This is a genomic window from Sutterella sp. KLE1602 (assembly GCF_001578585.1).
In the GTDB taxonomy this organism is placed as follows: Bacteria; Pseudomonadota; Gammaproteobacteria; order Burkholderiales; family Burkholderiaceae_F; genus Sutterella; species Sutterella wadsworthensis_A.
In genome coordinates, this window is the sequence record NZ_KQ968562.1 from 109,996 (window position 1) to 133,793 (window position 23,798).

Consider the following 23,798-nt stretch of genomic DNA (forward strand, 5'->3'; position numbering starts at 1 on the left):
CTGCGCGGAAGTCCGCACAGGCTTTGCGTAATGAGAGTTGGGTCCTGTCTCAGAGATGCTGGCGGAGGAACTGTGCCAGCGCCGCGAGCTCGTCCTGACAGATTTCGTGGTCCATGTCGAACGGAAGCCAGCGGAAGTCGGGGTTGATCTCCTGAATGACCTGAGCGCTGCGCTTGGCGGTCAGTGGCGAAATGACGGAGTCGAAGAGACCGTGCGCCATGAAGACGGGCGTCTTGCGGCCGGCGGGCGTGATTTCTGAGAACAGAGTGCCCGCGAGCGGCAGGTAGCCCGAAAGGGCCACGATGCCCGCGACAGGTTCTTCTTCACGAAGTCCCGCGTAGAGTGCGGCGGCCGCGCCCTGAGAGAAGCCTCCGAGGAAGATGCGGCTGCGGGGGATGCCCGCCTTTTCGACGTCCGTGATGAGAAGACTGATGCGGGCTGCGGTTTCCCTGATGCCTGCACGGTCCTCGTTGTCGTCGATCTTGTCCGAGCGCACGTCGTACCAGGCGCGGAGCGGATAGCCCGGATGCGCGGAGATTTCACGCACGGGGGCGTTGGGCAGAACGAATCGGCAGACGGGACCGCCGAAGTCAAGGATCTCGTCAGGGAAGGGCGCGAAGTCGTTGTTGTCGACGCCCATGCCGTGGAGCCAGATGACGGCGGCTTCAGGCGCATTCTGCGCGCGCCGCGGGGAGACCATCAGGATGTCCTTCGGATCGAAGGGCTTGACGGCGGGTTCCGCAGGCTTGGCGGGTTGGGAGGGTTGGACCGGTTCGGCCTGCTTCTCCTCTGCGGGCTTCGGGCGCTGAGCGCTCTTGGGGCGGAAGGCCCTGACGACTTCCTCGCGGGTCTCGACGTAGGGACCGCCGATGAGGTCGATGCAGTAGGGCACGGCTGCAAAGATGCCGTTGACGACGGACTTGCCGTCCTTGCCCCTGAGGCCCTCAAGCGTTTCAGCAATGGCCTTTGGCTGGCCGGGAAGATTGATGATGAGCGCCGCATGATCGGGCGTTTCGCGAAGCACGGCCGTCTGGCGCGACAGAATGGCGGTCGGGACGAAGTGGCCTGAGATCGCTCGCATCTGTTCGCCGAAGCCCGGCATCTCGCGCGTACCGACGGCAAGCGTCGCTTCGGGCGTGACGTCGCGGCGCGAGGGGCCCGTTCCGCCCGTCGTGAGGACGAGGTCGCAGCCGATGATGTCGACGAGCTCGCGCAACGTTTTCTCGATCTCGAAGCGCTCGTCGGGGATGAGGCGCTTGTGCACGGCCATCGGATTGATGATGGCCTTCCTGCACCAGGCTTCGAGCTCGGGAATGCCGCGGTCGTCATAGACGCCCCTGCTGGCGCGGTCAGACACGGACACGAGGCCCAGAATCAGTTCGTTTTCACTTTTGCGAGGCGGCTTCATCGAAATCGTCCTTTGGCCTGATGGTTATTCTTCGTTCTCGTCGTCTTCGGCGAAGAGGCTGATGGGCTCTTCGAGAAGATCATGAAGGTAGCGGTAGAGCTCGCGGGCGCTCTTGGGCGGCTTCTGTGCCTCGCGCTCCTTGCGAGCTGTACGCACAAGCGTGCGAAGGCGTGGGATGTCAGCTTCGGGATGCTCGCTGATGAATTTGGTGAGCGCTTCGTCGCCTGCAAGCATTTGGTCGCGCAGCGTCTCGCAGCGGTGAAGCAGGGCGACGGCGGCGCGGGATTCGCCTGTGACGCGGTCGATCGCTTCGCGAACGGCGACGGGATCCATGTTGCGCATCTTCTTGCCGATGAGCTGGAGCTGGCGTCGTTGCGCGCCGAAGCTTCTCATGCGGCGGAATTCGACGATTTCCACGAGAACCTCGTCGGGAAGGCCGATGCGCTTGAGCTGCTCGTCGCCGAGCTTCGTCATCTCGCGTCCGAGATCCTGGAGCGCGTTCTGCTCGCGCTTGAGCTGGGATTTGGAGGGGCCGCGGTAGCCGTTTTCGTCAACGTCGTCTTCGTAGATCTGTTCCTGGCGCATGGCAAAGCTCTTGCGTTAAAAAGTCATCAAAACCCTTATGATAGCGGGATCGCGGGCAGGACGTCGGATGTCCGAAGGCCCGTGAAGGCGGAGGAAGGAGAGTGAAAATGCAGGATGAAGTCGAAATGCGCACGGAGGAGCTCGCCCGATGGACGGTGGAGCGTTCGAAGTCGCTGGGGGCGGACTGCGCAAGCGCAGAGGTGAGCCACGACAAGGGGCTGAGCGTGACGGTGCGCATGGGGGAGGTCGACGCCGTAGAGCACACCGAGGAGCGTGTCCTGACGCTCAACGCGTGGATCGGAGGGCGAAAAGGCTGCGCAAGCACGGCGGACTTTTCCGAACGCTCGCTCGAGGCGGCCGTGCAGGCCGCCGTCGACATCGCCCGCGTCTCGGCGGAGGACCCTGCTGCGGGACTTCCCGAGACGGAGGATCTGCAGGCCGACATGCGTGACCTGTCGCTCTGGCATCCGTTCGAGGGAGGCGTCCAGGAGGCCGTAAGGCTGGCCTCGGCCGTAGAGGAGGCCGTCTTCGAGGCGGACGAGCGGATCGTCAACTCCGATGGCACGAACTTCTCGACCTCGTCGGGGGAGTTCACGCTGGCCAATTCGCTCGGGTTCTGCGCTGGCTACAGGTATTCGCGTCACGACATGGACGCTGCGCCCATTGCCGAGGACGACTCCGGCATGCAGCGCGACGGCTGGTGGACGCAGGGGCGCGCCGTCGAGGATCTTCTGGACCCCGCCGAGCTCGGACGCACGGCTGCCGGGCGCACGGTCGCTCGCCTTGGCGCAAGGCCGCTGTCGAGCCGTCGTGCGCGGGTGCTCTTTGATGCGCCCGTGGCGACGGGACTTCTGGACATTCTTGAAGAACTCCTCAACGGGCGCGCCTGGTACAGGCATGCGAGCTGTCTCGAGGGAAGGCTTGGCGAGCGGATTCTTCCTGCTCATGTCTCCGTGGAGGAGGATCCCTATCTCATGAGGGCGCTCGGTTCCGGAGTCTTCGACGACGAAGGGTGCGCGGGACGAAGACGCATGATCGTGTCGGACGGACGGATTGAGGGGATCTTCCTCTCCAGCTACTCCGCCCGAAGGCTCGGAATGAGGACGACGGGAAATCTCGGCGGAGCCTACAACCTGAGGCTTTCCAGCACCGAGACTCGACCTGAGGACACGAGGCGGGCGATGCTCGAGCGCCTTGGCACGGGATTCCTCGTGACGGAGCTGATCGGGCAGGGGCTCAACGCGGTCTCGGGAGACTATTCGAGGGGAGCCTCGGGCTTCTGGGTCGAGAACGGGCGGATCGTCGCCCCCGTCGAAGGGGTGACCATTGCCTCGAACATTCTCACGATGATGAAGACGATCGAGGCGATCGGAGCCGACGAACACGACACGGGCGTGCGTCGATCGGGAAGCCTGCTGATTCCCGATCTGATGCTCGCGGGCGAATGAGCTCTGACGAATGAGCCTCGAAGGGGCTTCTTCGCAACGAGGTGCAAAGTCAGGCGTCTTTGTCGAGACAGTCGCGGGCAAAGCGGGTAGAATGCCGCTTTTCTCAAATTCCCACTGGCCTGTCAAGCCATGCAAGAACAGCACTTATCCGATTTCGATTTCGAGCTCCCGCCGGAGCTCATCGCCCAGTATCCCCTTGAAAACCGCACTGCATCTCGTCTTCTGCACATCACGAAGGACGTGATCGAGGACTGCACGTTCACGGACATCGAGGGCTTTCTTCACGAAGGCGACCTGCTTGTCGCCAACAACACCAAGGTCATCAAGGCCCGCCTGCTCGGCCGCAAGGCCACGGGCGGCAACGTCGAGGCCCTGATTGAGCGCGTCACGGGCGAGCGCACCGCTATCTCCATGGTCCGCGCCAGCAAGTCCCCGAAGCCGGGCACTGTCCTCTACTTCGAGGCCGACGGCATCGAGGAGCCCGTCATGGTGACGGGCCGTCAGGGCCAGTTCTTCGAACTTGAGTTCGAGCGTCCCGTACTCGACGTTCTCGAGGCGTTCGGTCGCGTTCCGCTTCCTCCCTACATCACGCATGCGGCGCAGAAGTCCGACGAGAGCCGCTATCAGACGGTCTATGCCCGCTATCCCGGCGCCGTGGCCGCTCCAACGGCCGGCCTTCACTTCACCGAGGATCTTCTCGGCAGGCTTGCGGCCAAGGGGGTCGACATCGAGTATGTCACGCTTCACGTCGGCGCGGGGACCTTTCAGCCCGTTCGCGTCGAGAATCTTTCTGAACACCAGATGCATTCGGAATGGTTCAACATGCCCGAGGACGTGGCCGCGCGCATCAATCGTGCGAAGGCCGAGGGCCGCCGCGTGATCGCCGTCGGCACGACGTCGCTGCGCACGATCGAGAGCGCGGCCGACGCCGTCGGGCACGTGGCCGCGGGCGCCCGCGACACCTCGCTCTTCATCATGCCCGGCTATCGCTTCCGCATCATCGACGCGCTCATCACGAACTTCCATCTTCCGAAGTCGACGCTCGTCATGCTGGTCTCCGCCCTTGCGGGCCGCGAGCGCATTCTGGAGGCCTACCGCCATGCCGTTGAGGAGAAGTACCGCTTCTTCAGCTACGGCGACGCATGCTTCATCGAAAACGCCCGTCTTGCAGGCTGATCCGGCCAGCAGGACCTGTACACAAGACAAGGACACAAGAGAAACATGGCTTTTGATTTCAAGGTCAAGGCGACGTGCGGCAGAGCCCGTCGCGGCGAACTGACGCTCAATCACGGCGTCGTTCAGACGCCGATCTTCATGCCGGTCGGCACCTACGGTTCCGTGAAGGCGATGGCGCCCTATGAACTCAAGGAGATCGGCTCCCAGATCATCCTCGGCAACACCTTCCACCTGTGGCTGCGTCCCGGGCTCGAGGTGATTGGGGCCCACAACGGTCTTCACGACTTCATGCAGTGGGACAAGCCCATCCTGACCGACTCGGGCGGCTTTCAGGTCTTCAGCCTTGGCGAACTGAGGAAGATCACCGAGGAAGGCGTGAAGTTCAGCAATCCGATCAACGGCGACAAGCTCTTCCTGTCGCCCGAAGTGTCGATGAAGATCCAGCGCGTGCTCAACTCCGACGTGGTGATGGTGCTCGACGAGTGCACGCCCTACAAGATCGGCGACCGTCCCGCCACCGAGCTCGAGGCCGCCAAGTCGATGCGCATGAGCCTTCGCTGGGCGAAGCGCTCGCGTGACGAGTTCGATCGTCTCGAGAACCCGAACGCACTCTTCGGCATCGTCCAGGGCGGCATGTTCGAGCACCTGCGTGAGGAGTCGCTCGAGGGCCTCAAGGACATCGGCTTCCACGGCTATGCCGTGGGCGGCCTTTCCGTCGGCGAGCCCAAGGAGGACATGCTCCGCATCATGGACCACATCGTGCACAAGCTCCCCGACGACCGTCCGCGCTACTTGATGGGCGTGGGCACGCCCGAGGACCTCGTGGCCGGCGTCTCCCAGGGCATCGACATGTTCGACTGCGTGATGCCCACCCGCAATGCGCGCAACGGCTGGCTCTTCACCCGTTTCGGCGACGTGAAGCTCAAGAACAGCCGTTACCGCAACGATCTGCGTCCGCTTGATCCGAGCTGCAACTGCTACACGTGTCGCAACTTCACGCGCGCCTATCTGCATCATCTCCACAAGGTAGGCGAGATCCTCGGCGCGCGCCTCAACACGATCCACAACCTCTCCTTCTACCTTCAGATCATGCAGGAGATGCGCGACTCGCTTGAGGCAGGGACGTTCGAGGCCTGGAAGAAGCAGTTCGCCGAGGATCGCGCCCGCGGGGTGGAGTAAATCCTCCCGGAGTTTCTCAGTCAGAGATAAGGCAAGATCCTTATAATGTCTCAAATCTCCTTCGGCGGGACTCGCTTCCGCCGAAGGTTCCGATTTCACACATTCCTGAATCACTGGAGTTCAAATGTTTTTTGTTAGCGATGCCATGGCTGCCGGCGAGGCCGCCGCTCAGGTGGGCGGCATGGAAGGCTTCCTCATGCAGGTCGTTCCGCTCGTCGTCATCTTTGCCGTGTTCTGGTTCTTCCTGATCCGTCCTCAGCAGAAGCGCCAGAAGGAACACATGCAGATGTGCGAAGGCCTGACGCGCGGCGATGAAGTCACCACGCTCGGCGGCATTTCCGGCCGCATCGAGTCCGTCGATGAACAGACGATCGGCCTTCAGGTGGCTTCCGTCGACGGCAAGCCCGTCGTGATCCGCATGCAGCGCACCTCGGTCAGCGTCGTCCTCCCGAAGGGCACGCTGAAGATCTGAGCAGCATCAACGTGCACGCACTGAAGTGCACGAAGCGCTGAGAGCAGATGCTCTTGGCGCTTTTTTAAGCCCGGACGAGCGTCCGGGCTTAAGCCCATTTTCGAACCCCACTTTCTTCAAGTGGTTTTCACAACGGTTGCGCCTGAGGAAAAATCCTGCGGCGCAACGGAGTAACATGCGATGAACCGCTATCCTCTCTGGAAATACATCGTCATCGTTGTCGCCCTTGTGATCGGTCTGGTCTACACCCTGCCGAACTTCTACGGCGAGTCTCCTGCAGTGCAGGTCTCGTCCGGCAAGGCGACGGTGAAGGTGACGGAGCAGACCCTGAAGACGGTCGAGGATCTTCTGCGCAATGCAGACCTGCATCCCAACGGCATCTTCTTCGAACAGGGCGCCCAGCAGAACACCGTGCGCGTACGCTTCGAGCCGACTGAGGCCGAAAAGCAGCTTCAGGCCCGCGAGGTCCTTGAAAAGGCGCTCAACCCGAACCGTGAGGACCCCGCCTACGTGGTGGCCCTGAACCTCACCCCGAACACCCCGCAGTGGCTGCTTTCGATCAGGGCGCTGCCGATGTATCTCGGCCTTGACCTTCGCGGCGGCGTGCACTTCCTGCTTCAGGTCGACATGCGCGCGGCCATTACGAAGCGCGCCGAAGCGACGCTCGCCGACCTTCGCACGCAGCTTCGCGACAAGCGCATCCGCCACACGGGCATGAACCGCGTGGGCAACGTGGTTGAAGTGAGCTTCGCTTCCGAAGAGGAACGCGCCCGCGCCAATGACCTGCTGCGCAACACGCAGCCTGATCTGGTGCTCTCGCTCCCCGAGGCTTCCGCCGCTCCGTACCTCCTGCGCGCCGAACTCTCCCAGAAGGCCGTCCAGAACGTCCAGTCCTACGCCCTGAAGCAGAACATCTCGACCCTGCACAACCGAATCAACGAACTCGGCGTTGCCGAGCCAGTGATCGCCCAGCAGGGTGCGGACCGCATCGTGGTTCAGCTTCCCGGCGTGCAGGATACGGCCAAGGCCAAGGACATTCTCGGCCGCACCGCCACGCTTGAAGTCCGTCTTGTCGACGACTCTCCTGAGGCGCTCGCCCAGCTTGCACAGGGCAACGTGCCCTTCGGCGATGAGAAGTTCATGGACCGCGAGGGCAACGTGCTTCTCGTCAAGCGCCGCGTGATCCTCACGGGTGAAAACCTCAACGACGCCCAGCCCGGCTTTGACAGCCAGACGCAGGAGCCGACCGTCAACCTCGAGCTTGACAGCCGCGGCGCCCGCATCTTCCAGGACGTGACCCGCGACAACGTCGGCAAGCGAATCGCCATCATCCTCTTTGAAAAGGGCAAGGGCGAAGTCGTGACGGCTCCCGTCGTCCGTCAGGAAATCGGCGGCGGCCGCGTGCAGATCTCCGGTCGCATGTCGACGGTCGAGGCGACCGACACGGCCCTGTTGCTGCGCGCCGGCTCGCTGGCTGCTCCGATGGAAATCGTCGAAGAACGCCTGATCGGTCCGTCGCTCGGCGAAGCCAACATTTCCGCGGGCTTCAAGTCCACGCTCTACGGCTTCATCGTGATCGCGCTCTTCATGGCCGTCTACTATCAGGTCTTTGGTCTTGTGAGCGCCGCCTCGCTCGTGTGCAACGTGATGATGCTCATCGCGCTCCTGTCCATGCTTCAGGCTACGCTGACGCTGCCCGGCATCGCCGCCATCGCGCTGACGCTCGGCATGGCCGTTGACTCGAACGTGCTGATCAACGAACGCATCCGCGAGGAACTGCGTCTCGGTCGTCTGCCTCAGACCGCCATCAGCGAAGGCTACGATCGTGCCTTTGCGACGATTCTTGACTCGAACATCACGAGTCTCATCGCCGGTCTGGCGCTTCTGATCTTCGGTTCCGGTCCCGTCCGCGGCTTTGCCGTGGTGCACTGTCTGGGCATCATGACCTCGATCTTCACGTCGGTCGTGGTCTCCCGCTCGATGATCAATCTGATCTACGGCCGCCAGAAGAAGCTGACGAAGGTTCACATCGGTCAGATCTGGCGTCCGGACGCAGAGAAGACTGCTCGCTGATGAGGGGATAACATCATGGAATTTTTCCGCATTCACAAGACGATTCCGTTCATGCACTACAGGCATGTGCTGAATCTGATCTCTCTGGTGAGCTTCATCGTCGCCGTTTTCTGGATCTTTACGCACGGCCTTGCGTTCTCGATCGAGTTCACCGGCGGCACGCAGATGGAGGTCCGCTATCCGTCCGCGGCCAACACCGAACAGGTTCGACAGGACCTCAAGGCCGTCTCCAACGAAGTGCTCGTCCAGACCTTCGGCACGGCCTCCGACATCGTGATCCGCGTGCCGACCAAGCAGGGCTACACCTCGGGCCAGGTGGCCGAGGAGGTCATGAAGGTCATTCACCAGAAGACCCCTGAAGCCCAGCTCACCCGTACCGAATACGTCGGTCCCCAGGTGGGCGAGGAGCTTGCCCGCGACGGCGGCACGGCGCTTGCGCTCGTCGTGGCTGGCATCATGATCTACCTTGCCTTCCGATTCGAATGGAAGTTCTCGGTGGCGGCCATCATCGCCAACCTGCACGACATCTTCATCGTGCTGGGCATCTTCTCGGTGATGCAGTGGGAGTTCTCGCTTCCCGTGCTCGCTGCGGTGCTGGCGGTCCTCGGCTACTCCGTGAACGAGTCGGTGATCATTTTCGACCGCGTCCGAGAGCACTTCCGCACGATGCGTCGCGCCGATACGATGGAGGTCATCAACTCGGCCATTACGGCGACGATCTCGCGTACCGTGATCACGCATACGTCGACGCTCTGCATGACGCTCTCGATGTTCTTCTTCGGCGGTCCGGCGCTGCACTACTTCTCGCTCGCCCTGACGATCGGCATTCTGCTCGGCGTCTACTCCTCCGTCTTCGTGGCGGCGGCCATTGCGCTCTATCTTGGCGTGAAGCGCGAGGACCTCGTGCGTCCGGTCAAGAAGGACGAGGTTGAGGAAATGGTGCCGTAAGGTTGCTGCATCCTGCACCTCAAAATGAACAATGCCGTCCGGGCTTCGTGTTCGGGCGGCATTGTTCGTTATGGCGTTGATGAGATGCCGATCTGAGCCCTTACTTCATGAAGACGAAATAGACGGCCGCCACCAGACAGGCGAAGGCGGCGAAGTGGTTCCAGGCCAGATGCTGCTGAAAGGCGATGACGGAGAAGAGCGTGAAGACTGTCAGGGTGATGACCTCCTGAATGATCTTGAGCTGAATGAGCGAGAAGGGACCGCCGTTGCCCTCGAAGCCGATTCTGTTGGCGGGCACCATGAAGCTGTATTCAAGAAGCGCGATCGCCCAGGAAAAGAGCACGACGGTGTAGAGCGGCCAGTTGCTGATGAGTTTGGCGCTCTGGAGCTTGAGATGGGCGTACCAGGCGAGCGTCATGAAGACGTTCGAGACGAGCAGAAGCCCGACGGTTGCAAAGCCTTTGGAGAGCATGTCGGTCAGATGCTCCGTTCATAGAGTTGCATGAAGACGCCCCTCAGCAGGGAGTCCGTCATGCGGGTGAGCTGTTCGACACCCTCTTCGGGCGTGAGCTTGCGGATGGCCTGAAAGCTCACCTTCTGTTCGGTCATGGCGTCCTGCACGGCCTTCTTCCAGAATTCGGGGCTTTCGCCTTCCTGCCAGTCGCCGCGGCCGCGCCCAAAGTGGGCGACGGCCAGATAAAGGAGCAGGCTTTCCAGCATGAAGTCCTGAGCGGCACGTTCGCTCCAGGAGATGTCGATGCCCTCCTTGCGGTGGCGGGAGTTGTAGATGGTGGCCGCGCCGACGCCGCCGATGGCACCGATGATGCCGCCGAGCAGCGTGCCGAGTCCGAGCGAGAGTCCTGCGCTCGCCATGTCGGCTGCGGCTCCCGCTGCAGCGCCGCCCGCTACGCCCACGCTAGCGCCGACAGCGGCGGCGGGGCCGGGGGAGATGCTGTGCGAGGCCATCTGCCAGTCGGTCTTCATGCGGCGCAGGATTTCGCGAGAAACGCCGCTTCCCGTGAGACCGTTGATTCCGATGAGCTTGTCCGTGAGCGAGCACAGGCTGTCGGCGGCCATGGCCGAGAGTGCGGTCTGGGCGTCCTCAAGCGCCTCGTTGCGCGTCTTGATGAGGCCGATCTGTGAGCCGAAGGAGCGCAGATGGTCCTTGAGCGTGGGAGTCGGGACGAGTTCGTGGGCCTGAAGCAGACGCCACATGTGGCGGGCCATGGCGTCGACGGAGGAGAGGTAGAGGGCGCGGCGGCTGCGTGTCCAGATGTCCCGAAGCGTGTCGAACGTCGAGTGCATCTGAGCGGGCAGCGCCCTGCCGATCGAATCGAACAGCGCCGTTTCCTGCACCCAGCAGCGGGCGAAGGCGTCCATTGGAAGGATGTCCTTCACGAAGGGGTACGGAGCCATGGCCTCTCGCCAAGCGGCGACGTCTGCCTGTTCCTCAGCATGCGTTCTGGGCTTGCCCATTTGGTTGAGCAGCACGATGACGGGTTTGTCTATCCAGGATAGGATCTGCATCTCCGCCGTGATGTATGGGGCTGTCTTGGGCAGGTCCGAGGCGTTGACGAGGTAGAGCACGACGCTGGAGATGTCGCGCACGTGCTTGATGGCCCTCTGGTTGAGCCAGAAGGCCTTGTTTGTCATGCGGTCCCAGATTTCGGAGAGGAACCATCCGATCGGGTTGCTTCGACCTGCAAGGCGCTTGGCGAGCGCGACGGAGTTGCCGAATCCCGGGGTGTCCCAGAGAACAAGCTCGCAGCCTGCCGAATCGCGGGCGAGCACGTAGTCGTCTGTCGTCTCCGTCACGTGGGCGCGGTCGGCGACCTCGCCCACGTCCCGCATCAGCAGGGTGCGGGCAAGCGTGGTCTTGCCGATGTTGGTGTGGCTCACGAGGCTGAGGTGAATGCGGAACTGATCGTGATCGGACATGTTTTCTTCTACGCGTTTTCGGACTGTTCCTGAATTATCGCACCTGACCTGAAAGGAGCGTGCAGATTCGGTCGACGTCTTCAGGAATGCTCATGTCGGTGGCCAGCGTTCTGAGGCCCCGCTCTGCGGCAAAGGTTTGCCAGAGGGCCGTGCGACTGCCTGCGGCGGGGTTTTCCCTGCCGAAGCGCCTGTTGATGCGTGAAAGATCAAGCACGACGACGGGGGCGGGACTCTGCTTCGAGGTGCACCAAGAGGCTGCCGCATCCATCATGGCCCCGTGCACCTCCACTTCTGGAGTGGAGGACGGGTCGAAGGCAAGAAGCAGGCGGTGGATGATCGCGGGTTTGACGGCGGCGAGAACTTCACTCGTTGTGCCGTCCCAGGCACTGTTGGCCAGCAGGTCGACGTCTCCTGAGCCGGGCTCGGCAGTCTTGAGCTTTGCCTTGAAGTCATGCCAGTGTGCGGGAAGGCCGTCGACCGAATCCGTGCTGTCGACGATGACGGTTGTTCTGACAGCGGGAGCGTCGGATACCGAGAGAATGGAACGGTAGTAGGGAGACTCAAGGTCGATGCGGACGCGACGACGGCTTGCTGCGAGCCCGACGGTGCACTTCAGGACGAGCAACAGGCGGGGAAGAATGATTGCGAGTGCAAGCAGGCACATTAGGCGCAGAAGCCATGGTGCGGCGTCGACTGCGGAGGCGGTCTGCGCGTCGAAGGCGAGCGCGGCGACCGCGCTGACGTCGGGCACTGGCGGGCAGAAAGGAAGATGACCGTAAATCGTATTAAGGACGGTGTGGACGGCCTCTGGGTTGTCGGCGAGCCAGGTGCTTTCCCAGCCGACGTGGTAGGCGGTGCCGATGCCGCGTACGGCCATGCCTGCGAGAAGGCCTGCGGCGAACAGGATGGCTGCAATGTGCAGGGCGCGGGCGACAAGCCAGCGGCATTGGGGCAGGAACAGCGCAGTTCCTGCTTCAACGGAGACGGCGGAGGAGCCTGCGGCCTTCAGAAGGCTTCTGGAGAGGAACTCCCTGACGGACAGAGGCCGTCGGGAGGTGCCGCTCGGCATCAGGGGCTTGAGAATGATCAGCAGGTAGACCGCAAGGTTCCAGACGATGAGAAGAAGGAGAGGCGGCGAGAGAAGGTTGATCCTTGCACCCTCGGTGGCGAGGTGGTCGGTGAGCATTCCGCTCATCAGGGCGGCAAGACCGAGAATGACGGTCAGCGCGAGGCTTGCGCGGCGAAACGACGTTGTCCCGAACGCATTGGCGGGATCCTCGTGCAGGCGGGCGGCCACAAGCCTGGCTCTCAGGGGGAGAAAGTCTCTTGCGCCTACCCCCTCGCCCGCGAGCCTTTTGGCGTCGCGCGTGGCCGCATCCCGGTTTCCGGCACTCCAGCGTCCGTCGCCTCCCGCCCTTTTCTCGAGCATTTCGGCAAAAAGGACGTCGCGGGCATCGCTTTCGGAGAGGTGAACGAATTTTGGGGTGGAGTCGGACATGGTCGGAACTGCTCAGGCAAGGGACAGTGCGGGCCCCGGAGGAACGCTCCGAAAAAGGGCCCGCTTCTGCAGTCATCATGCCACGTCTCGAGGATCGGCGGACGTGGGGAAAGGTCAGGACGGCATGGCGTCGAGAAGCGCCTTGACGGAGGCGGGGATGTCGGGCGTACCGCAGATGGCGGAGACGACGGCGACGCCGTCGACGCCTGACTGCATGACGCTGCCGACGTCGGCAGCCTTGATGCCGCCGATGGCGACCGAGGGACAGGGCGCACGGCTGACGATGTCCGTCAGGCCCGAAAGACCGATTTCGGCAGCCGCATCCTTCTTGGTGGGCGTAGCCCTGTAGGGACCGATGCCGATGTAGTCGACGAGCGCAGGATCCACGCCGAGGCATTCCGCCACGTTGGAGACCGAAAGCCCGAGCATCATGCCGGGCGTCATCAGGCGATGGCAGTCTTCAGGCGAGAGATCCGACTGGCCGACATGCACGCCGTGAGCGCCGATGGCGACGGCGACGTCCGCGTGGTCGTTGATGAAGAGCGGCACGTCGTACGGGGCGAGCGCCTTGAGGAGCTCCCTGCCGCATTCGGCATAAAGGCGCTTCTTCCAGTCGGGAGCCCTGAGCTGCACGGCCGTGACGCCTGCCGCGGCAGCGGCTTGCGCCGTGCGGACCAAGCCCTCGGAGCCGCCGCAGAGACCGGGATCAAGCACCAGATAAAGACGAAGGGCGCGAAGAACCCTGTAGTTGTCGGACATGACGGACCTCATTCGGCGGATGTGAAGTCGGCGGGCTTGATTAGATGGAGCCCGTCGAGGTAGGCGTTGTGGAAGCTGCCGGGGCCTTCGGACCTTCGGCGGGCTGCTTCGGCGGCCTTCTTCGCCAGAGCACAGGCTGTGGCCGAGGCGGTCAGGCGGTCATCGGAGACGGCACAGAAGGCGGCGACAAGCGCTGAGAGCGAGCAGCCCGTGCCGACGACGAGCGTGGCCATGGGGTCGCCCCCCGTCACGCGTAGCGTACGGACGCCGTCAGTGACGTAGTCCGTTTCGCCCGTGACGACGACGATCGAGCCCGAACTGCCGGCGAGTCGCATGGCACCCTCGACGGCTGCGTCGGACGAGTCCGTGCTGTCGACGCCCTTGCCGCCGGACTTTTCGCCCGCAAGAGCGAGGATTTCGCTGGCGTTGCCGCGAATGACCGTCGGCTGCTTCTCGACGAATTCGCGGATGATGCCGTCGCGCCAAGGAATGCCGCCAGCGGCGACGGGATCGAGCACCCAGGGGCGGCCTGCGGCACGTGCGGCATCAGCCGAGGCATGCATGGCGCGCAGACGTGATGGGTAGGGCGTGCCGATGTTGATCAGGACGCCTCCTGCAATGCCCGCGAAGAAGCCTGCCTCCTCCTCGGCGACCACCATGGCCGGCGAGGCGCCTGCGGCGAGCAGGACGTTGGCGGTGATTTCCTGCACGACTTCGTTCGTGAGGCAGTGAACGAGCGGGCGGGCCGTGCGCAGAAGCTCGAGATGGCGGGCGGCGTCGACGCCCGAAAGCAGGGGTGCGGTCATTTTGCTGAAAAGGCCTAAGCCAAAAGGTTCTGAAGGCTTCATAATACCTGCTTATCCCCAAGCGGATGCCCTTCACAACATTTCGCCAAACAAACGCCCATGCTCATTCATCCTCAGTTCGATCCCGTTGCCTTCAGCCTAGGACCGCTTGCCGTACGCTGGTACGGCCTCATGTATCTGGCGGGCTTCTTCTGCTTCTGGCTTCTCGGCAGGCGCAGAAGTTCCGAACCGTGGCGCGGGATTTCGGGCGAGGATCTGGAGAACCTGCTTTTCTACGGCATCTTCGGCGTCATTCTGGGCGGTCGCCTCGGCTACTGCCTTTTCTATCAGCCTGAGTTCTACCTGTCGCATCCCATGCAGATCCTGCATGTCTGGGAGGGAGGCATGAGCGCTCACGGCGGTCTTCTCGGCGTCATTGCCGTCATGATTCTCTACGGCCGTCTGCATGGAATTTCGTTCTGGACGATTTCGGACTTCGTTGCACCGCTCGCGCCGCTCGGCCTCATGCTCGGGCGCATCGGCAACTTCATCAACGGAGAGCTCTGGGGGCGTCCCGCTGATGCATCGCTTCCATGGGCGATGATCTTCCCTCAGGCGGGCGACGGCGTGCCGCGTCACCCCTCGCAGCTCTACGAAGCCCTCGGAGAGGGGCTTCTGCTTTTCATCCTGCTCTGGTGGGCCTCCTCCAGACCGAGGGCTGCAGGCTTTGTGTCGGGGCTTTTCTGTGCAGGCTACGGCGTGGCGCGCTTTGTGGTCGAATGGTTCCGAGAGCCTGATGCTTTCTTGGGACTGCAGGCGCTGGACCTTTCCAGAGGACAGTGGCTCACGCTCCCGCTCATCGTCCTCGGCATTGCCGTGATGGTGTGGGCGGGAAGAAGGAACAGGGCCTGAACGGGCACCTGCATCCTCCATGTCTGAAAACGAAGCAGCCGCCCCGATTCCATTGGAATACGGGCGGCTTGCTACAGGATTGCCACAGGAGGGACTGTGAATGTCACGTTCACGATATTTCTGGCGATCGATCTCCAACGAATGGGACGGGTGCGCCAATCAGCGTGAACAACTTGCGGCGATTCTTCGTGATCTCTCGAGATGCTCAGTTCGAGCAGGATGCCTTCAGGCTAAAGAAGGTTTCTGACGATGAAGGCAAACTCCTCCTTCTCGACGGGCGTGATCGAGAGGCGATTGCCCTTCTGAAGCACTCGCATGCCCGCCAGCTCGGGCTCTTCCCGAAGACGTCCGATTTCGACGACGGGGCACTTGAAGAGGGCTTCGACATCAAGCGTGAGCCAGCGGGGATTCTCCTTCGTGCTCTTGGGGTCGTAGTATTCGCTTTCAGGATCGAACTGCAGCTCGTCAGGGTAGACGTCCGAGGCAATTCTGGCGATGCCCGCAATGCCGGGCTTGGCACAGCTCGAGTGGTAGAAGAGCACAGCGTCGCCGATCGTCATGTCGTCGCGCATGAAGTTCCTGGCCTGATAGTTTCGGATGCCGAACCAGGAGACCCTGCGGCCGGGAGCGGCGAGCGCGTCGTCGATGGAGCACTCGCCGGGTTCGCTTTTCATGAGCCAGAAGCGACTGGCGGTGCGCAGGAGGTCTTCCGTAACGGTCGTGTTGTTCATGGGGGATCTGCCTAGCAAAACGGGCAGTCCCTTCGAGAAGGACTGCCCGTGAAAAAAAGGGACCTGCAGCGGGGCTGGACTACGTTACCTGAACCGGAAGTTCAGGGCGGTCGGCTCCGGAGCGGAACGGGCAGGACAACGCGTGTCCTGCACACTATCGGCTCTCGAGTCTGCCAACCTAATGGGTTTAGCATTGGTTCTAGGAACATTGGAGCCCGGTGCTCACCGCTACAGGGTTGAATTCATTGTAGCGGATTTGAGCTGCAGCGTGGGAGGTCGTTGCAATTTGATAAGCGGGTGTCAGAGGACGGCGCCGCGGCTCATGTTTGCGTAGATGGCCTGCTCGCACTGGCGGCAGAGGCGCTCGATTGCCTCCGTGGTCTCCGCGTCCGGCCCCGAGGCCTGCAGGGGTGCCGCAACGGGAGCGGGACGGGACTCAAGTTCCGCTATGCGGGCCTTGAGACGGGCAATCTCGGCGTCCTTTTCCGCTGCGGAACGCTGGGCGTCCGTGGAGTTCTTCTGGACGTTCTTGTTGGCCTCGTAAGCGACTTCAAGCGCCGCGAGTACGGCGATCTGATCCTGATTGATCACCTTTCCCCCCTCCCGGATGGCCTTCATCTGCTTGTCAACGATGTCGGCGCAGCGCTGGATGAGGGCCTCCTCGCCCGTGCTGACGGCAAGGCGGTAGGAGCGGCTGTAGATGTTGACGGTTACTTCAGGCATGACGTTCTCCTTCAGAGCCGCGGATCGCCGCTGCGGGAGGCGCTGAAGAGCGCCTCGACCTTGCGCCGCATGTCTTCAAGGCGGTGCTTCGTCTGGGCGAGCTCGGCCTCGCGGGAGGCGAGTTGGGAGGCCAGACGCCTGCTTTCCGATCTTTCGTGCTCGAGGCGCGCAATGAGCTGAGCCACGAGGGCCTGCAGGCGTTCAATCTGAGGATTCATGATGATGCTCCTCGTGAAAACGGATCAGTGCTGGGCGGCGACGCCGGGATCAACCTGAGGGGCGCGGGGCTCGAACGTATCCGTCGTGCCGAGGATCATCTGGTCGGCCTGCTCCTCGTCGGGCATCGGGTCGGATGTCCAGTGGTCCACGCGGCCGTCTTCATTGAACCAGACGGTGAGCTTGCGCAACTGGCGGTCGTCGTTGCCGCGAAGCAGATAGTAGATGTAGTCCCAACGGTAGGGGTGGAACTGGTCGCGCAGAAGCGGAATGCCAAGGAGGAACTGCACCTGCGGCTGGGTCATGCCCTTTTCAAGCTGCAGAACCATTTCACTCGTGATCAGGTTGCCCTGATGAACGTCGGCACGATAGGGCTGCAGGAATTCAGGGACGACGCTGCGAGGGCTGTCCCAAGCTTCGGAAACCGTATTGCAGCCGGTCAGGACCAGCGCTGCAGTCATCCCCAGAGCAGCAAGAGAGAATCTGTTGGCAAGCATAAAAAATCCAGTGAGCGGTGTTGCGGTGTGCAGAAGTTACACCAGCCTCGTATGATAACGGGTAAATGAACTTTTGAAGGGACGGACTAACGTGAACGATACGTCTGGAAACCAAACCTCGGAACTGAAGAACGCCGGCCTCAAGGCCACGGCGGCCAGGCTCAGGATTCTTGAGCTCTTTCAAAAGCGTGCCGAGGAAAAGAACGGTGAACGCCGTCACATCTCCGCCGAAGACCTTTACAAGGAGCTGGTGAGCACAGGAGTGGACATCGGTCTTGCGACCGTCTACCGCGTTCTCGCCCAGTTCGAGCAGGCGGGTCTCATCGTCAGACACCATTTTGACACGGATCGGGCCACGTACGAGCTTGAGGACGGCGGGCATCATGACCATCTCGTCTGCCTGCAGTGCGGAAAGGTGGTGGAGTTTGTTGCTCCCTCCATTGAGAAGGAGCAGGCCGCCGTCGCCAAGCGCTATGGGTACGAGCTCAGCGACCATACGATGGTGCTCTACGGACTTTGCGCGGACTGCCGCAAGAAAAGCGCGGGCTGACGCAGCATCCGTTGGTGCGCAGGCCTTGAGCGGACCTTCCTGAGAGGGGCCGCTTTTTGCGCTTGCTGGACCAGAATGCGAAAAAGCCCTTGAAAACGTCGTTTTCAAGGGCTTTGGAATTCTGGTGCGCGATACTGGTTTCGAACCAGTGACCCCTGCCGTGTGAAGGCAGTGCTCTACCGCTGAGCTAACCGCGCGTCGAGAATTTGAATTATACGGATTTGTCTGGGTTTTGCAAGAGTGGCTGGAGAAGGAATACCGCAAATGTGGTATGCGGGTGCTCAATAGCTCGGAGCGGGGCGCGTGCCGGCCGCGACTTCGCAGCCCATGTTCGCAAGCTCGTCCGCCTTTTCGTTGCCCGGGTCGCCCGCGTGTCCCTTCACCCAGCGCCATTCGATGTCGAACTGCGAGGTAAGTTCGTCAAGCTGCTGCCAGAGCTCCGCATTCTTGACGGGCTTCTTGTCGGTGGTTCGCCAGCCGTTGCGCTTCCAGCCGTGGATCCACTTCGTGATGCCGTCCTTCACGTAGGAACTGTCGGTGTGGATGATGATTGGGCACTTGCGGCGCAGAGCCGAGAGCGCCGAGATGACGGCCGTGAGTTCCATCTGGTTGTTGGTCGTGAGCTTGCTGCCGCCGTACATTTCCCGGGTATGCGCGCCCCAGACCATGTAGGCGCCCCAGCCTCCGATGCCGGGGTTGCACTTGCAGGCGCCGTCGGTCCAGATTTCCAGTGTCTTTTCGGTTTGCTGTGCCATGTGAGGATGTTGCGGAACGGTTGAGAAAGCAGACAGTGTACCGTCAGTTGCCGTGTCCCGCCTGCCGTCTGGCCTCCTTGGGAACGGGGAGCGGCGAGCCCGCCGTCAGGATGTCGAGCGGACTCTTCATCGGCAGACGTCCGACGAGCTTCATGCCTGGCAGGCGCTTGACGGCGCAGAGCACGATCAGGTTGGCGCAGTGCGGCGCCCAGCGGTCACCCGCCTTGTCAAGCCATTTCCAGCGTTCGAAGTTCCTGAGGCTATGGCAGCTCGGTGAATAGACGCCGAAGCGCCCACGGTCGATTTCGAATCCCAGAAGCGTGAGCCAGTCCTTGAGGCGGTAGAGCGGAACGGGTGAGGTGTGTGTCGGCAGGTAGGGCCTCAGGCCTGCGCCGACGGCCTTCTGGCGCATCCACCAGAGGCTCAGGGGATTGAAGACCGTCAGGATAAGCCTGCCTTCGGGCACTAGCACGCGAGCCGCTTCGCGAAGTGTCTGGTGTGCGGAGGGCGCGAAGTCAAGCGCATGAGGAAGCGTCACCAGATCAAGCGATTCGGTGGGAAAGGGCAGCCATCCGCTTTCGGCCTGCACGGTTTGCAGGGTGGGACGAAGAAGCCTGTTGTCGAGTTCGTCGTAGCTTTCACTCGTGAGCCACTGCGAAGTGATGCCGTTCGCTCTCAGCGTGTCGAGCTGAGGTGCGCCGACCTGCAGGGCCTCTCTGCCGAAGGCGTCGGCCGAAAACTCGTCGTACTGGGAGGACTCCCACGCATGCAGGGTCTCGCCCTGCGGCGTCTTCAGAAAGTCGGCAAAGGAAAAGCTGTTCATGGCTGCTGTGCGGATCGGGCGCATCTCTGCGTGAATGTGTATCTCATTGTGCCTGAAGAGGCGCTCCGGCATTGTAAATTCAATACGATTGATAAAATCGACTAATTGTCGATGCAAGACACGCTCCTGCCCATTTTTTTTTGCGCCATGATCAGACCGCTTCAGATTCGTCCGTTTCTGCTGAAAACGCTGCCCCTTCTTAGTCTCGGATTCACCTTTCTGCTTTTCGAGCCCGCAGCGGGCATTCCGAAGGCGGCTGCGGCTGCAGGCGTGCCTGCGGCCGACGAGGCTGCGACCGTTGCGCAGGCGGCTTCGGACGAGCCTGTCGGCACGGTTGAGGCACTCGGTCCTCCTGTTGACGTCTGGGACCGCATCCGTCGAGGCTATGCCATGCCTGCCCTTGAGAACGACAAGGTCGATCGGTGGCTCGAGTACTACCGCCGCAAGCCTGACTATTTGAACCGCATGTTCGAGCGCTCGGGGCGCTACCTCTATCACATTCTTGAGGAGGTCGAGAATCGTGGCATGCCCACGGAGCTTGCGCTCCTGCCGTTCGTGGAAAGCGCATTCCAGCCCGAGGCGCTTTCGCGCGCCAAGGCTGCAGGCCTCTGGCAGTTCATGCCTGCGACGGGCACGCACTACTCCCTGGAGCAGAATCTCTGGCGCGACGACAGGCGCGACGTGCTTGAGAGCACGCGCGCAGCGCTCGACTACTTCGAATATCTTTACGGTATGTTCAGTGACTGGCATCTGGCGCTCGCCGCCTACAATTGGGGCGAGGGAAGCGTGCAGCGTGCCATTCGCCGCCAGCAGGCGAGGAAGCGCCCTGCCGACTACCAGCATCTCCGCATGCCCAATGAAACGGCCAACTATGTACCCAAGCTCGAGGCCATCAAGCGCATTGTGACCGATCCCTCGAAGTACGGCGTGAAGTTGCCCGACGTGGGCAACGAGCCCTTCTTCGTCACGGTGACGAAGCCGCGCGACATTGACACCGAAACGGCCGCCGAGCTCGCGGGAATGCCGCTCAAGGAGTTCCGCCAGCTCAATCCCAGTTTCAAGTTGCCCGTGATCGTTGCCTCGCACAACAACGTGATGCTGCTTCCTGCCGACAAGGTCGACGAGTTCATCGACAATCTTGCAAGCTGGATGGACGGTGGCCAGCCGCTCTCGCGTTGGACGACCTACAAGTTGCAGGAGGGCGAGACGCTTGCCTCAGTCGCCGAAGCTGCAGGGATGACCGAGGACGAGCTTCGGGATGTGAACGGTATTCCGAAGGGCCGTCGCGTGCTCGCCAACTCCACGCTTCTTGTGAGGGCGAACGCAGATGATCAGACGGACATTGCGGCCGAGACAGCCGATGCAAAGCTCCGCCTGTCGCCTCTCACCACCTGGCGTCGCGTGACCTACCGCGTGCGAAAGGGAGACACGCTCTCGGGCATCGCTCGTCGCTGGCACATCACGAAGAAGTCCATCGTTCAGGCCAACCGCCTGCGTTCGCAGAACCTGCGCGTTGGCCAGCGCCTGATCCTGACGGTGCCCAACGTCGAGCGTGCGCCGATCCGCACCGTGAGCACGGACAGTGGTGCCAAGCATGTCATTCATGCCGTGAAGGCAGGCGAGACGCTCGGATCCATCTCGCGCCGGTACGGGGTGTCGACGGCCATCCTTAGAGCCACAAACCGCATCAGCGGCAACACCATCAGGGCGGGCCAGCGCCTGCGCATCCCGACCGTGGCATCGGTTGAGGAGTCCGATGTCCGCGTGCACACCGTGCGAAAGGGTGACACTCTCTCCGAAATCGCCGATCACTACGACGTGTCCGTGGTTCGCCTCAAGCGTGCCAACCGCCTGACGGGCAATGCACTCCGGGTGGGGCAGAGGCTTGAGATTCCAACGGGTTCCGAGCCCAAGGCGCCTGCAGTGCAGCCGAGCCGCGCCGACGAGTCGCCCGAGGCCGGACTTTATCGGGTGAAGTCCGGCGACACGCTCTATGAAATCGCGGGCCGCTTCGGCGTCTCCGTCAATGCCCTCAAGGCCGTGAACGGGCTTTCGGGCTCCTCGCTTCGCGCGGGGCAGAAGCTCGTCATTCCCGCAACTGCGAAAACCCAGCCCTCCAGAGCTGATTCTCAGCCCGCAGGTTCTGCTCAGGCTCAGGACACGGTCTATCGCGTGAAGTCGGGCGACACGCTTTCGAGCATAGCGAGCCGCTTCGGAACTTCGGTGCGGATCCTGAAGGATCTCAACGGCCTTCGTTCCAACAGGTTGAGCGTCGGACAGCGCATCAGACTGCCGTAGGCGAGGACCGAACGGCCTACCCAACGCAGGGGAGGGCGCGGTTCTTTTCGAGCCGCTCGAAAGTCCCTACAATAACCGCACTCCCGTTCCGGCTAGGCAAACGTGCCGGAAACGATGCTTGAACCCCGTCGTCCGTCCCTCTTGAGGAGCGGACGGCCCTGAAGAAGTGAGACTGATTATGGGATTTCTGAACGGCAAGAAGCTTCTGATCACTGGCGTGATCTCCAACCGCTCGATTGCGTACGGCATTGCCAAGGCCTGCCGCCGCGAGGGCGCCGAGCTCGCCTTCACCTATGCCAACGAACGCTATCGCGAGCGCATCGAGGGGCTGGCCGCTGACTTTGACAGTAAGCTCGTCTATCGCATGGATGTCGGCAGCGACGAGGACATCGCTGCGGTCGTTGAAGAACTCGGCAAGGCCTGGGGCGGCCTTGACGGCTTCGTGCACTCGATCGGCTTTGCGCCGCGCGAGGCCATCGCGGGCGACTTCCTCGAGGGCCTCTCCCGCGAGTCCTTCAAGATCGCCATGGACATCTCGGCCTACTCCTATCCTGCGATGGCCAAGGCCTTCCTGCCGCTCATGAAGGGCCGTCAGGCATCCGTCCTCACGCTGACCTACCTCGGCAGCGAGCGCGTCGTTCCCAACTACAACACGATGGGCCTTGCCAAGGCGGCACTCGAGTCGAGCACCCGCTATCTGGCCGCCAGTCTCGGCAGGGAGGGCATTCGCGCGAACGCCATCTCCGCAGGTCCCATCAAGACGCTTGCCGCTTCCGGCATTCAGGACTTCGGCAAGCTTCTGCACGTGATGGAGCAGGCAGCGCCGCTCGGCCGCACTGTGACGACGGAGGAAGTCGGCAACACGGCCGCCTTCCTGCTGTCCGACCTCGCAAGCGGTCTGACGGGCGACGTCGTCTACGTCGATGCGGGCTTCCATGCCATGGGCGCCGCGATGATCGAAGTGGAAAAGTAAGCGCAGTTTATTGACAGTGCACCTGAGCGGGGATCGATCCAGAGTCGGTTCCCGCTTTTTGTGCTTTATTTTTGATCACATGCAGGGTTATAGTGCTTCTGATTGTGGTCCCAATTTACGCATTCCCATGCCCATGACATCTGCATTCAAGAAAGTCGCGGTCTTCGTCAAGCCGACCGAGATCATGGTCGTGCCGCTTCAGGCGCTGATCAAGGTGATCGAGGCCTGCGGCGCGGAGGTCTTCCTCTGCGAGCGCAGCGCCGCATCGCTGAAGGGACGGAGCAACCGTCCCGGTCATCCGAGGGCCGAACTCGGCGCCATGTGCGACCTTGCGATCGTGCTCGGCGGCGACGGTACGATGTTGGGCGTTGCTCGTGATCTGGCGGGCTTCGACATTCCGATCATCGGTGTCAACGCGGGGCGTCTCGGCTTCATCACGGACATCGTGCTTGAGGACATGGAGACGATTCTGCCACAGGTGCTAGCGGGACGCTACACGCGCGACGTGCGCCGCATGCTCGCGTGCGAGGTCGTGCGCAAGGGCAAGTCGATCTTCTCGGGCATTGCCGTCAACGACGTCGGCATCAGCCACGGCCGTGCAGGCGGCATGGTCGAGTTCGTGATCTACGTGAACGGGCAGCAGATGTCGAGCCAGTCGGCCGACGGCATCATCTGCTCGACTTCGACGGGGTCCACGGCCTATTCGCTCGCCGCAGGCGGTCCGATCCTGCATCCGTCTCTTCAGGGGCTGTGCCTCGTGCCCGTCGCGCCGCACACGCTCTCGAACCGCCCCATCGTGCTCCCAGCAAACGTGGCGATCGACATCGAGCTCACGAACGCGCGAGATGCAGTCGCCTACTGCGACATGCAGGAGTTCTTCGACGTGCAGCCCGGCGACGTACTCAAGATCCGTCCGACCGAGATGACCATGACGATGCTTCATCCTGCGGGATACGACTACTTCGATCTGCTGCGCCGCAAGCTCAAGTGGAACTTCATGCCCACGAGCGTGAAGAGGCGCACGAATTCCTCGGGAAGCTGATAGAGTAGC

24 protein-coding genes and 1 tRNA gene are annotated in these 23,798 nt (G+C 62.2%); 11 read left to right on the forward strand and 14 right to left on the reverse strand.

The genetic code is table 11. The features are described 5' to 3' along the window. Positions 1-49 precede the first annotated feature (49 nt). Together mog and yjgA are read right to left on the reverse strand one after the other, a co-directional pair. Positions 50-1,408, reverse strand: coding sequence for a molybdopterin adenylyltransferase (mog, locus tag HMPREF3036_RS08755; RefSeq protein WP_062333638.1), 1,359 nt, complete (start codon positions 1,406-1,408; stop codon positions 50-52). A 24-nt stretch (positions 1,409-1,432) separates the two neighbouring features. Beyond that, positions 1,433-1,993, reverse strand: coding sequence for a ribosome biogenesis factor YjgA (yjgA, locus tag HMPREF3036_RS08760; protein WP_005436118.1), 561 nt, complete (start codon positions 1,991-1,993; stop codon positions 1,433-1,435). Positions 1,994-2,100: 107 nt separating this feature from the next. Here yjgA and HMPREF3036_RS08765 point away from each other — a divergent pair, with 107 nt between their 5' ends. The 6 genes from HMPREF3036_RS08765 (at position 2,101) to secF (ending at position 9,289) form a co-directional block, all read left to right on the forward strand. Beyond that, positions 2,101-3,441 carry a TldD/PmbA family protein gene (locus HMPREF3036_RS08765; RefSeq protein ID WP_062333641.1) on the forward strand — a complete coding sequence of 447 codons (1,341 nt, stop codon included), beginning with the start codon at positions 2,101-2,103 and terminating at the stop codon, positions 3,439-3,441. 129 nt (positions 3,442-3,570) lie between these two features. Beyond that, positions 3,571-4,617, forward strand: a complete 1,047-nt coding sequence (gene queA, locus HMPREF3036_RS08770) for a tRNA preQ1(34) S-adenosylmethionine ribosyltransferase-isomerase QueA (RefSeq protein WP_062333643.1) — start codon at positions 3,571-3,573, stop codon at positions 4,615-4,617. Between the two features lie 45 nt (positions 4,618-4,662). Continuing rightward, positions 4,663-5,796, forward strand: coding sequence for a tRNA guanosine(34) transglycosylase Tgt (gene tgt / locus HMPREF3036_RS08775; RefSeq protein WP_062333645.1), 1,134 nt, complete (start codon positions 4,663-4,665; stop codon positions 5,794-5,796). Positions 5,797-5,920: 124 nt separating this feature from the next. Then, entirely contained in the window at positions 5,921-6,268 is a 348-nt protein-coding gene (gene yajC, locus HMPREF3036_RS08780; RefSeq protein WP_005436127.1) for a preprotein translocase subunit YajC, read from the forward strand. A 180-nt stretch (positions 6,269-6,448) separates the two neighbouring features. Further along, complete coding sequence (gene secD / locus HMPREF3036_RS08785; RefSeq protein WP_062333648.1) at positions 6,449-8,341, forward strand: protein translocase subunit SecD; 1,893 nt, start codon at positions 6,449-6,451, stop codon at positions 8,339-8,341. 15 nt (positions 8,342-8,356) lie between these two features. Then, positions 8,357-9,289: a protein translocase subunit SecF gene (gene secF, locus HMPREF3036_RS08790; RefSeq protein WP_005436135.1), complete on the forward strand. Its 933-nt coding sequence runs from the start codon at positions 8,357-8,359 to the stop codon at positions 9,287-9,289. 100 nt (positions 9,290-9,389) lie between these two features. Here the strand turns inward: secF and HMPREF3036_RS08795 are convergent, their stop codons facing one another. From HMPREF3036_RS08795 to thiM, 5 genes are all read right to left on the reverse strand, one after another. Further along, positions 9,390-9,761: a DMT family protein gene (locus HMPREF3036_RS08795; RefSeq protein WP_005436136.1), complete on the reverse strand. Its 372-nt coding sequence runs from the start codon at positions 9,759-9,761 to the stop codon at positions 9,390-9,392. 5 nt (positions 9,762-9,766) lie between these two features. Further along, positions 9,767-11,227, reverse strand: a complete 1,461-nt coding sequence (locus tag HMPREF3036_RS08800) for a GTPase domain-containing protein (protein ID WP_062333650.1) — start codon at positions 11,225-11,227, stop codon at positions 9,767-9,769. 34 nt (positions 11,228-11,261) lie between these two features. Beyond that, positions 11,262-12,725 carry a DUF2868 domain-containing protein gene (locus HMPREF3036_RS08805; protein WP_062333652.1) on the reverse strand — a complete coding sequence of 488 codons (1,464 nt, stop codon included), beginning with the start codon at positions 12,723-12,725 and terminating at the stop codon, positions 11,262-11,264. Between the two features lie 114 nt (positions 12,726-12,839). After that, positions 12,840-13,484: a thiamine phosphate synthase gene (thiE, locus tag HMPREF3036_RS08810; protein ID WP_062333654.1), complete on the reverse strand. Its 645-nt coding sequence runs from the start codon at positions 13,482-13,484 to the stop codon at positions 12,840-12,842. Positions 13,485-13,492: 8 nt separating this feature from the next. Beyond that, positions 13,493-14,290 carry a hydroxyethylthiazole kinase gene (gene thiM / locus HMPREF3036_RS08815; protein WP_038007369.1) on the reverse strand — a complete coding sequence of 266 codons (798 nt, stop codon included), beginning with the start codon at positions 14,288-14,290 and terminating at the stop codon, positions 13,493-13,495. Positions 14,291-14,389: 99 nt separating this feature from the next. Here thiM and lgt point away from each other — a divergent pair, with 99 nt between their 5' ends. After that, the gene (gene lgt / locus HMPREF3036_RS08820; RefSeq protein ID WP_062333657.1) at positions 14,390-15,181 is read left to right on the forward strand and encodes a prolipoprotein diacylglyceryl transferase; all 792 of its coding nucleotides are present in this window, start codon (positions 14,390-14,392) and stop codon (positions 15,179-15,181) included. Between the two features lie 230 nt (positions 15,182-15,411). Here the strand turns inward: lgt and HMPREF3036_RS08825 are convergent, their stop codons facing one another. The 4 genes from HMPREF3036_RS08825 to HMPREF3036_RS08840 form a co-directional block, all read right to left on the reverse strand. Further along, the gene (locus tag HMPREF3036_RS08825; RefSeq protein ID WP_005436142.1) at positions 15,412-15,912 is read right to left on the reverse strand and encodes an EVE domain-containing protein; all 501 of its coding nucleotides are present in this window, start codon (positions 15,910-15,912) and stop codon (positions 15,412-15,414) included. A gap of 300 nt (positions 15,913-16,212) precedes the next feature. Then, on the reverse strand, positions 16,213-16,635 hold the full coding sequence (locus tag HMPREF3036_RS08830) for a cell division protein ZapA (protein ID WP_005436143.1): 423 nt from the start codon (positions 16,633-16,635) through the stop codon (positions 16,213-16,215). Positions 16,636-16,646: 11 nt separating this feature from the next. Next, a complete protein-coding gene (locus HMPREF3036_RS08835) occupies positions 16,647-16,853 on the reverse strand; it encodes a hypothetical protein (protein ID WP_005436144.1) in 207 nt (68 codons plus the stop codon). A gap of 24 nt (positions 16,854-16,877) precedes the next feature. Then, complete coding sequence (locus HMPREF3036_RS08840; RefSeq protein ID WP_005436145.1) at positions 16,878-17,348, reverse strand: outer membrane protein assembly factor BamE; 471 nt, start codon at positions 17,346-17,348, stop codon at positions 16,878-16,880. Positions 17,349-17,439: 91 nt separating this feature from the next. Between HMPREF3036_RS08840 and fur the strand changes: the two genes are divergently transcribed. Continuing rightward, positions 17,440-17,898: a ferric iron uptake transcriptional regulator gene (fur, locus tag HMPREF3036_RS08845; protein ID WP_005436146.1), complete on the forward strand. Its 459-nt coding sequence runs from the start codon at positions 17,440-17,442 to the stop codon at positions 17,896-17,898. Positions 17,899-18,020: 122 nt separating this feature from the next. On the opposite strand, the gene HMPREF3036_RS08850 is transcribed toward fur, so the two are convergent. From HMPREF3036_RS08850 to HMPREF3036_RS08860, 3 genes are all read right to left on the reverse strand, one after another. Then, positions 18,021-18,095: transfer RNA gene (locus tag HMPREF3036_RS08850), tRNA-Val, on the reverse strand. An 84-nt stretch (positions 18,096-18,179) separates the two neighbouring features. After that, positions 18,180-18,653 (reverse strand): ribonuclease HI, encoded by a 474-nt coding sequence (rnhA, locus tag HMPREF3036_RS08855; RefSeq protein ID WP_062333668.1) that lies wholly within the window; start codon positions 18,651-18,653, stop codon positions 18,180-18,182. 43 nt (positions 18,654-18,696) lie between these two features. Beyond that, positions 18,697-19,476: a class I SAM-dependent methyltransferase gene (locus HMPREF3036_RS08860; RefSeq protein WP_231853611.1), complete on the reverse strand. Its 780-nt coding sequence runs from the start codon at positions 19,474-19,476 to the stop codon at positions 18,697-18,699. Between the two features lie 147 nt (positions 19,477-19,623). Here HMPREF3036_RS08860 and HMPREF3036_RS08865 point away from each other — a divergent pair, with 147 nt between their 5' ends. The 3 genes from HMPREF3036_RS08865 to HMPREF3036_RS08875 all read left to right on the forward strand — a co-directional run bounded on the left by HMPREF3036_RS08865 (position 19,624) and on the right by HMPREF3036_RS08875 (position 23,789). After that, positions 19,624-21,774, forward strand: a complete 2,151-nt coding sequence (locus HMPREF3036_RS08865) for a LysM peptidoglycan-binding domain-containing protein (RefSeq protein ID WP_062333673.1) — start codon at positions 19,624-19,626, stop codon at positions 21,772-21,774. Positions 21,775-21,952: 178 nt separating this feature from the next. After that, complete coding sequence (gene fabI / locus HMPREF3036_RS08870; RefSeq protein ID WP_062333674.1) at positions 21,953-22,747, forward strand: enoyl-ACP reductase FabI; 795 nt, start codon at positions 21,953-21,955, stop codon at positions 22,745-22,747. A gap of 133 nt (positions 22,748-22,880) precedes the next feature. Further along, entirely contained in the window at positions 22,881-23,789 is a 909-nt protein-coding gene (locus HMPREF3036_RS08875; RefSeq protein WP_062333755.1) for an NAD(+)/NADH kinase, read from the forward strand. Positions 23,790-23,798: the final 9 nt, after the last annotated feature.

Bases quoted from the DNA above. Each gene is read 5' to 3' on its own strand.
- HMPREF3036_RS08825 (WP_005436142.1), bottom strand. From the start codon at position 15,912: ATGAACAACACGACCGTTACGGAAGACCTCCTGCGCACCGCCAGTCGC.
- HMPREF3036_RS08795 (WP_005436136.1), bottom strand. From the start codon at position 9,761: ATGCTCTCCAAAGGCTTTGCAACCGTCGGGCTTCTGCTCGTCTCGAAC.
- thiM (WP_038007369.1), bottom strand. From the start codon at position 14,290: ATGACCGCACCCCTGCTTTCGGGCGTCGACGCCGCCCGCCATCTCGAG.
- fabI (WP_062333674.1), top strand. From the start codon at position 21,953: ATGGGATTTCTGAACGGCAAGAAGCTTCTGATCACTGGCGTGATCTCC.
- tgt (WP_062333645.1), top strand. From the start codon at position 4,663: ATGGCTTTTGATTTCAAGGTCAAGGCGACGTGCGGCAGAGCCCGTCGC.
- HMPREF3036_RS08800 (WP_062333650.1), bottom strand. From the start codon at position 11,227: ATGTCCGATCACGATCAGTTCCGCATTCACCTCAGCCTCGTGAGCCAC.
- queA (WP_062333643.1), top strand. From the start codon at position 3,571: ATGCAAGAACAGCACTTATCCGATTTCGATTTCGAGCTCCCGCCGGAG.
- HMPREF3036_RS08765 (WP_062333641.1), top strand. From the start codon at position 2,101: ATGCAGGATGAAGTCGAAATGCGCACGGAGGAGCTCGCCCGATGGACG.
- HMPREF3036_RS08835 (WP_005436144.1), bottom strand. From the start codon at position 16,853: ATGAATCCTCAGATTGAACGCCTGCAGGCCCTCGTGGCTCAGCTCATT.
- yjgA (WP_005436118.1), bottom strand. From the start codon at position 1,993: ATGCGCCAGGAACAGATCTACGAAGACGACGTTGACGAAAACGGCTAC.
- yajC (WP_005436127.1), top strand. From the start codon at position 5,921: ATGTTTTTTGTTAGCGATGCCATGGCTGCCGGCGAGGCCGCCGCTCAG.
- HMPREF3036_RS08840 (WP_005436145.1), bottom strand. From the start codon at position 17,348: ATGCTTGCCAACAGATTCTCTCTTGCTGCTCTGGGGATGACTGCAGCG.
- HMPREF3036_RS08830 (WP_005436143.1), bottom strand. From the start codon at position 16,635: ATGCCTGAAGTAACCGTCAACATCTACAGCCGCTCCTACCGCCTTGCC.
- rnhA (WP_062333668.1), bottom strand. From the start codon at position 18,653: ATGGCACAGCAAACCGAAAAGACACTGGAAATCTGGACCGACGGCGCC.
- secD (WP_062333648.1), top strand. From the start codon at position 6,449: ATGAACCGCTATCCTCTCTGGAAATACATCGTCATCGTTGTCGCCCTT.
- lgt (WP_062333657.1), top strand. From the start codon at position 14,390: ATGCTCATTCATCCTCAGTTCGATCCCGTTGCCTTCAGCCTAGGACCG.
- HMPREF3036_RS08860 (WP_231853611.1), bottom strand. From the start codon at position 19,476: ATGAACAGCTTTTCCTTTGCCGACTTTCTGAAGACGCCGCAGGGCGAG.
- secF (WP_005436135.1), top strand. From the start codon at position 8,357: ATGGAATTTTTCCGCATTCACAAGACGATTCCGTTCATGCACTACAGG.
- HMPREF3036_RS08875 (WP_062333755.1), top strand. From the start codon at position 22,881: ATGACATCTGCATTCAAGAAAGTCGCGGTCTTCGTCAAGCCGACCGAG.
- HMPREF3036_RS08865 (WP_062333673.1), top strand. From the start codon at position 19,624: ATGATCAGACCGCTTCAGATTCGTCCGTTTCTGCTGAAAACGCTGCCC.
- HMPREF3036_RS08805 (WP_062333652.1), bottom strand. From the start codon at position 12,725: ATGTCCGACTCCACCCCAAAATTCGTTCACCTCTCCGAAAGCGATGCC.
- thiE (WP_062333654.1), bottom strand. From the start codon at position 13,484: ATGTCCGACAACTACAGGGTTCTTCGCGCCCTTCGTCTTTATCTGGTG.
- mog (WP_062333638.1), bottom strand. From the start codon at position 1,408: ATGAAGCCGCCTCGCAAAAGTGAAAACGAACTGATTCTGGGCCTCGTG.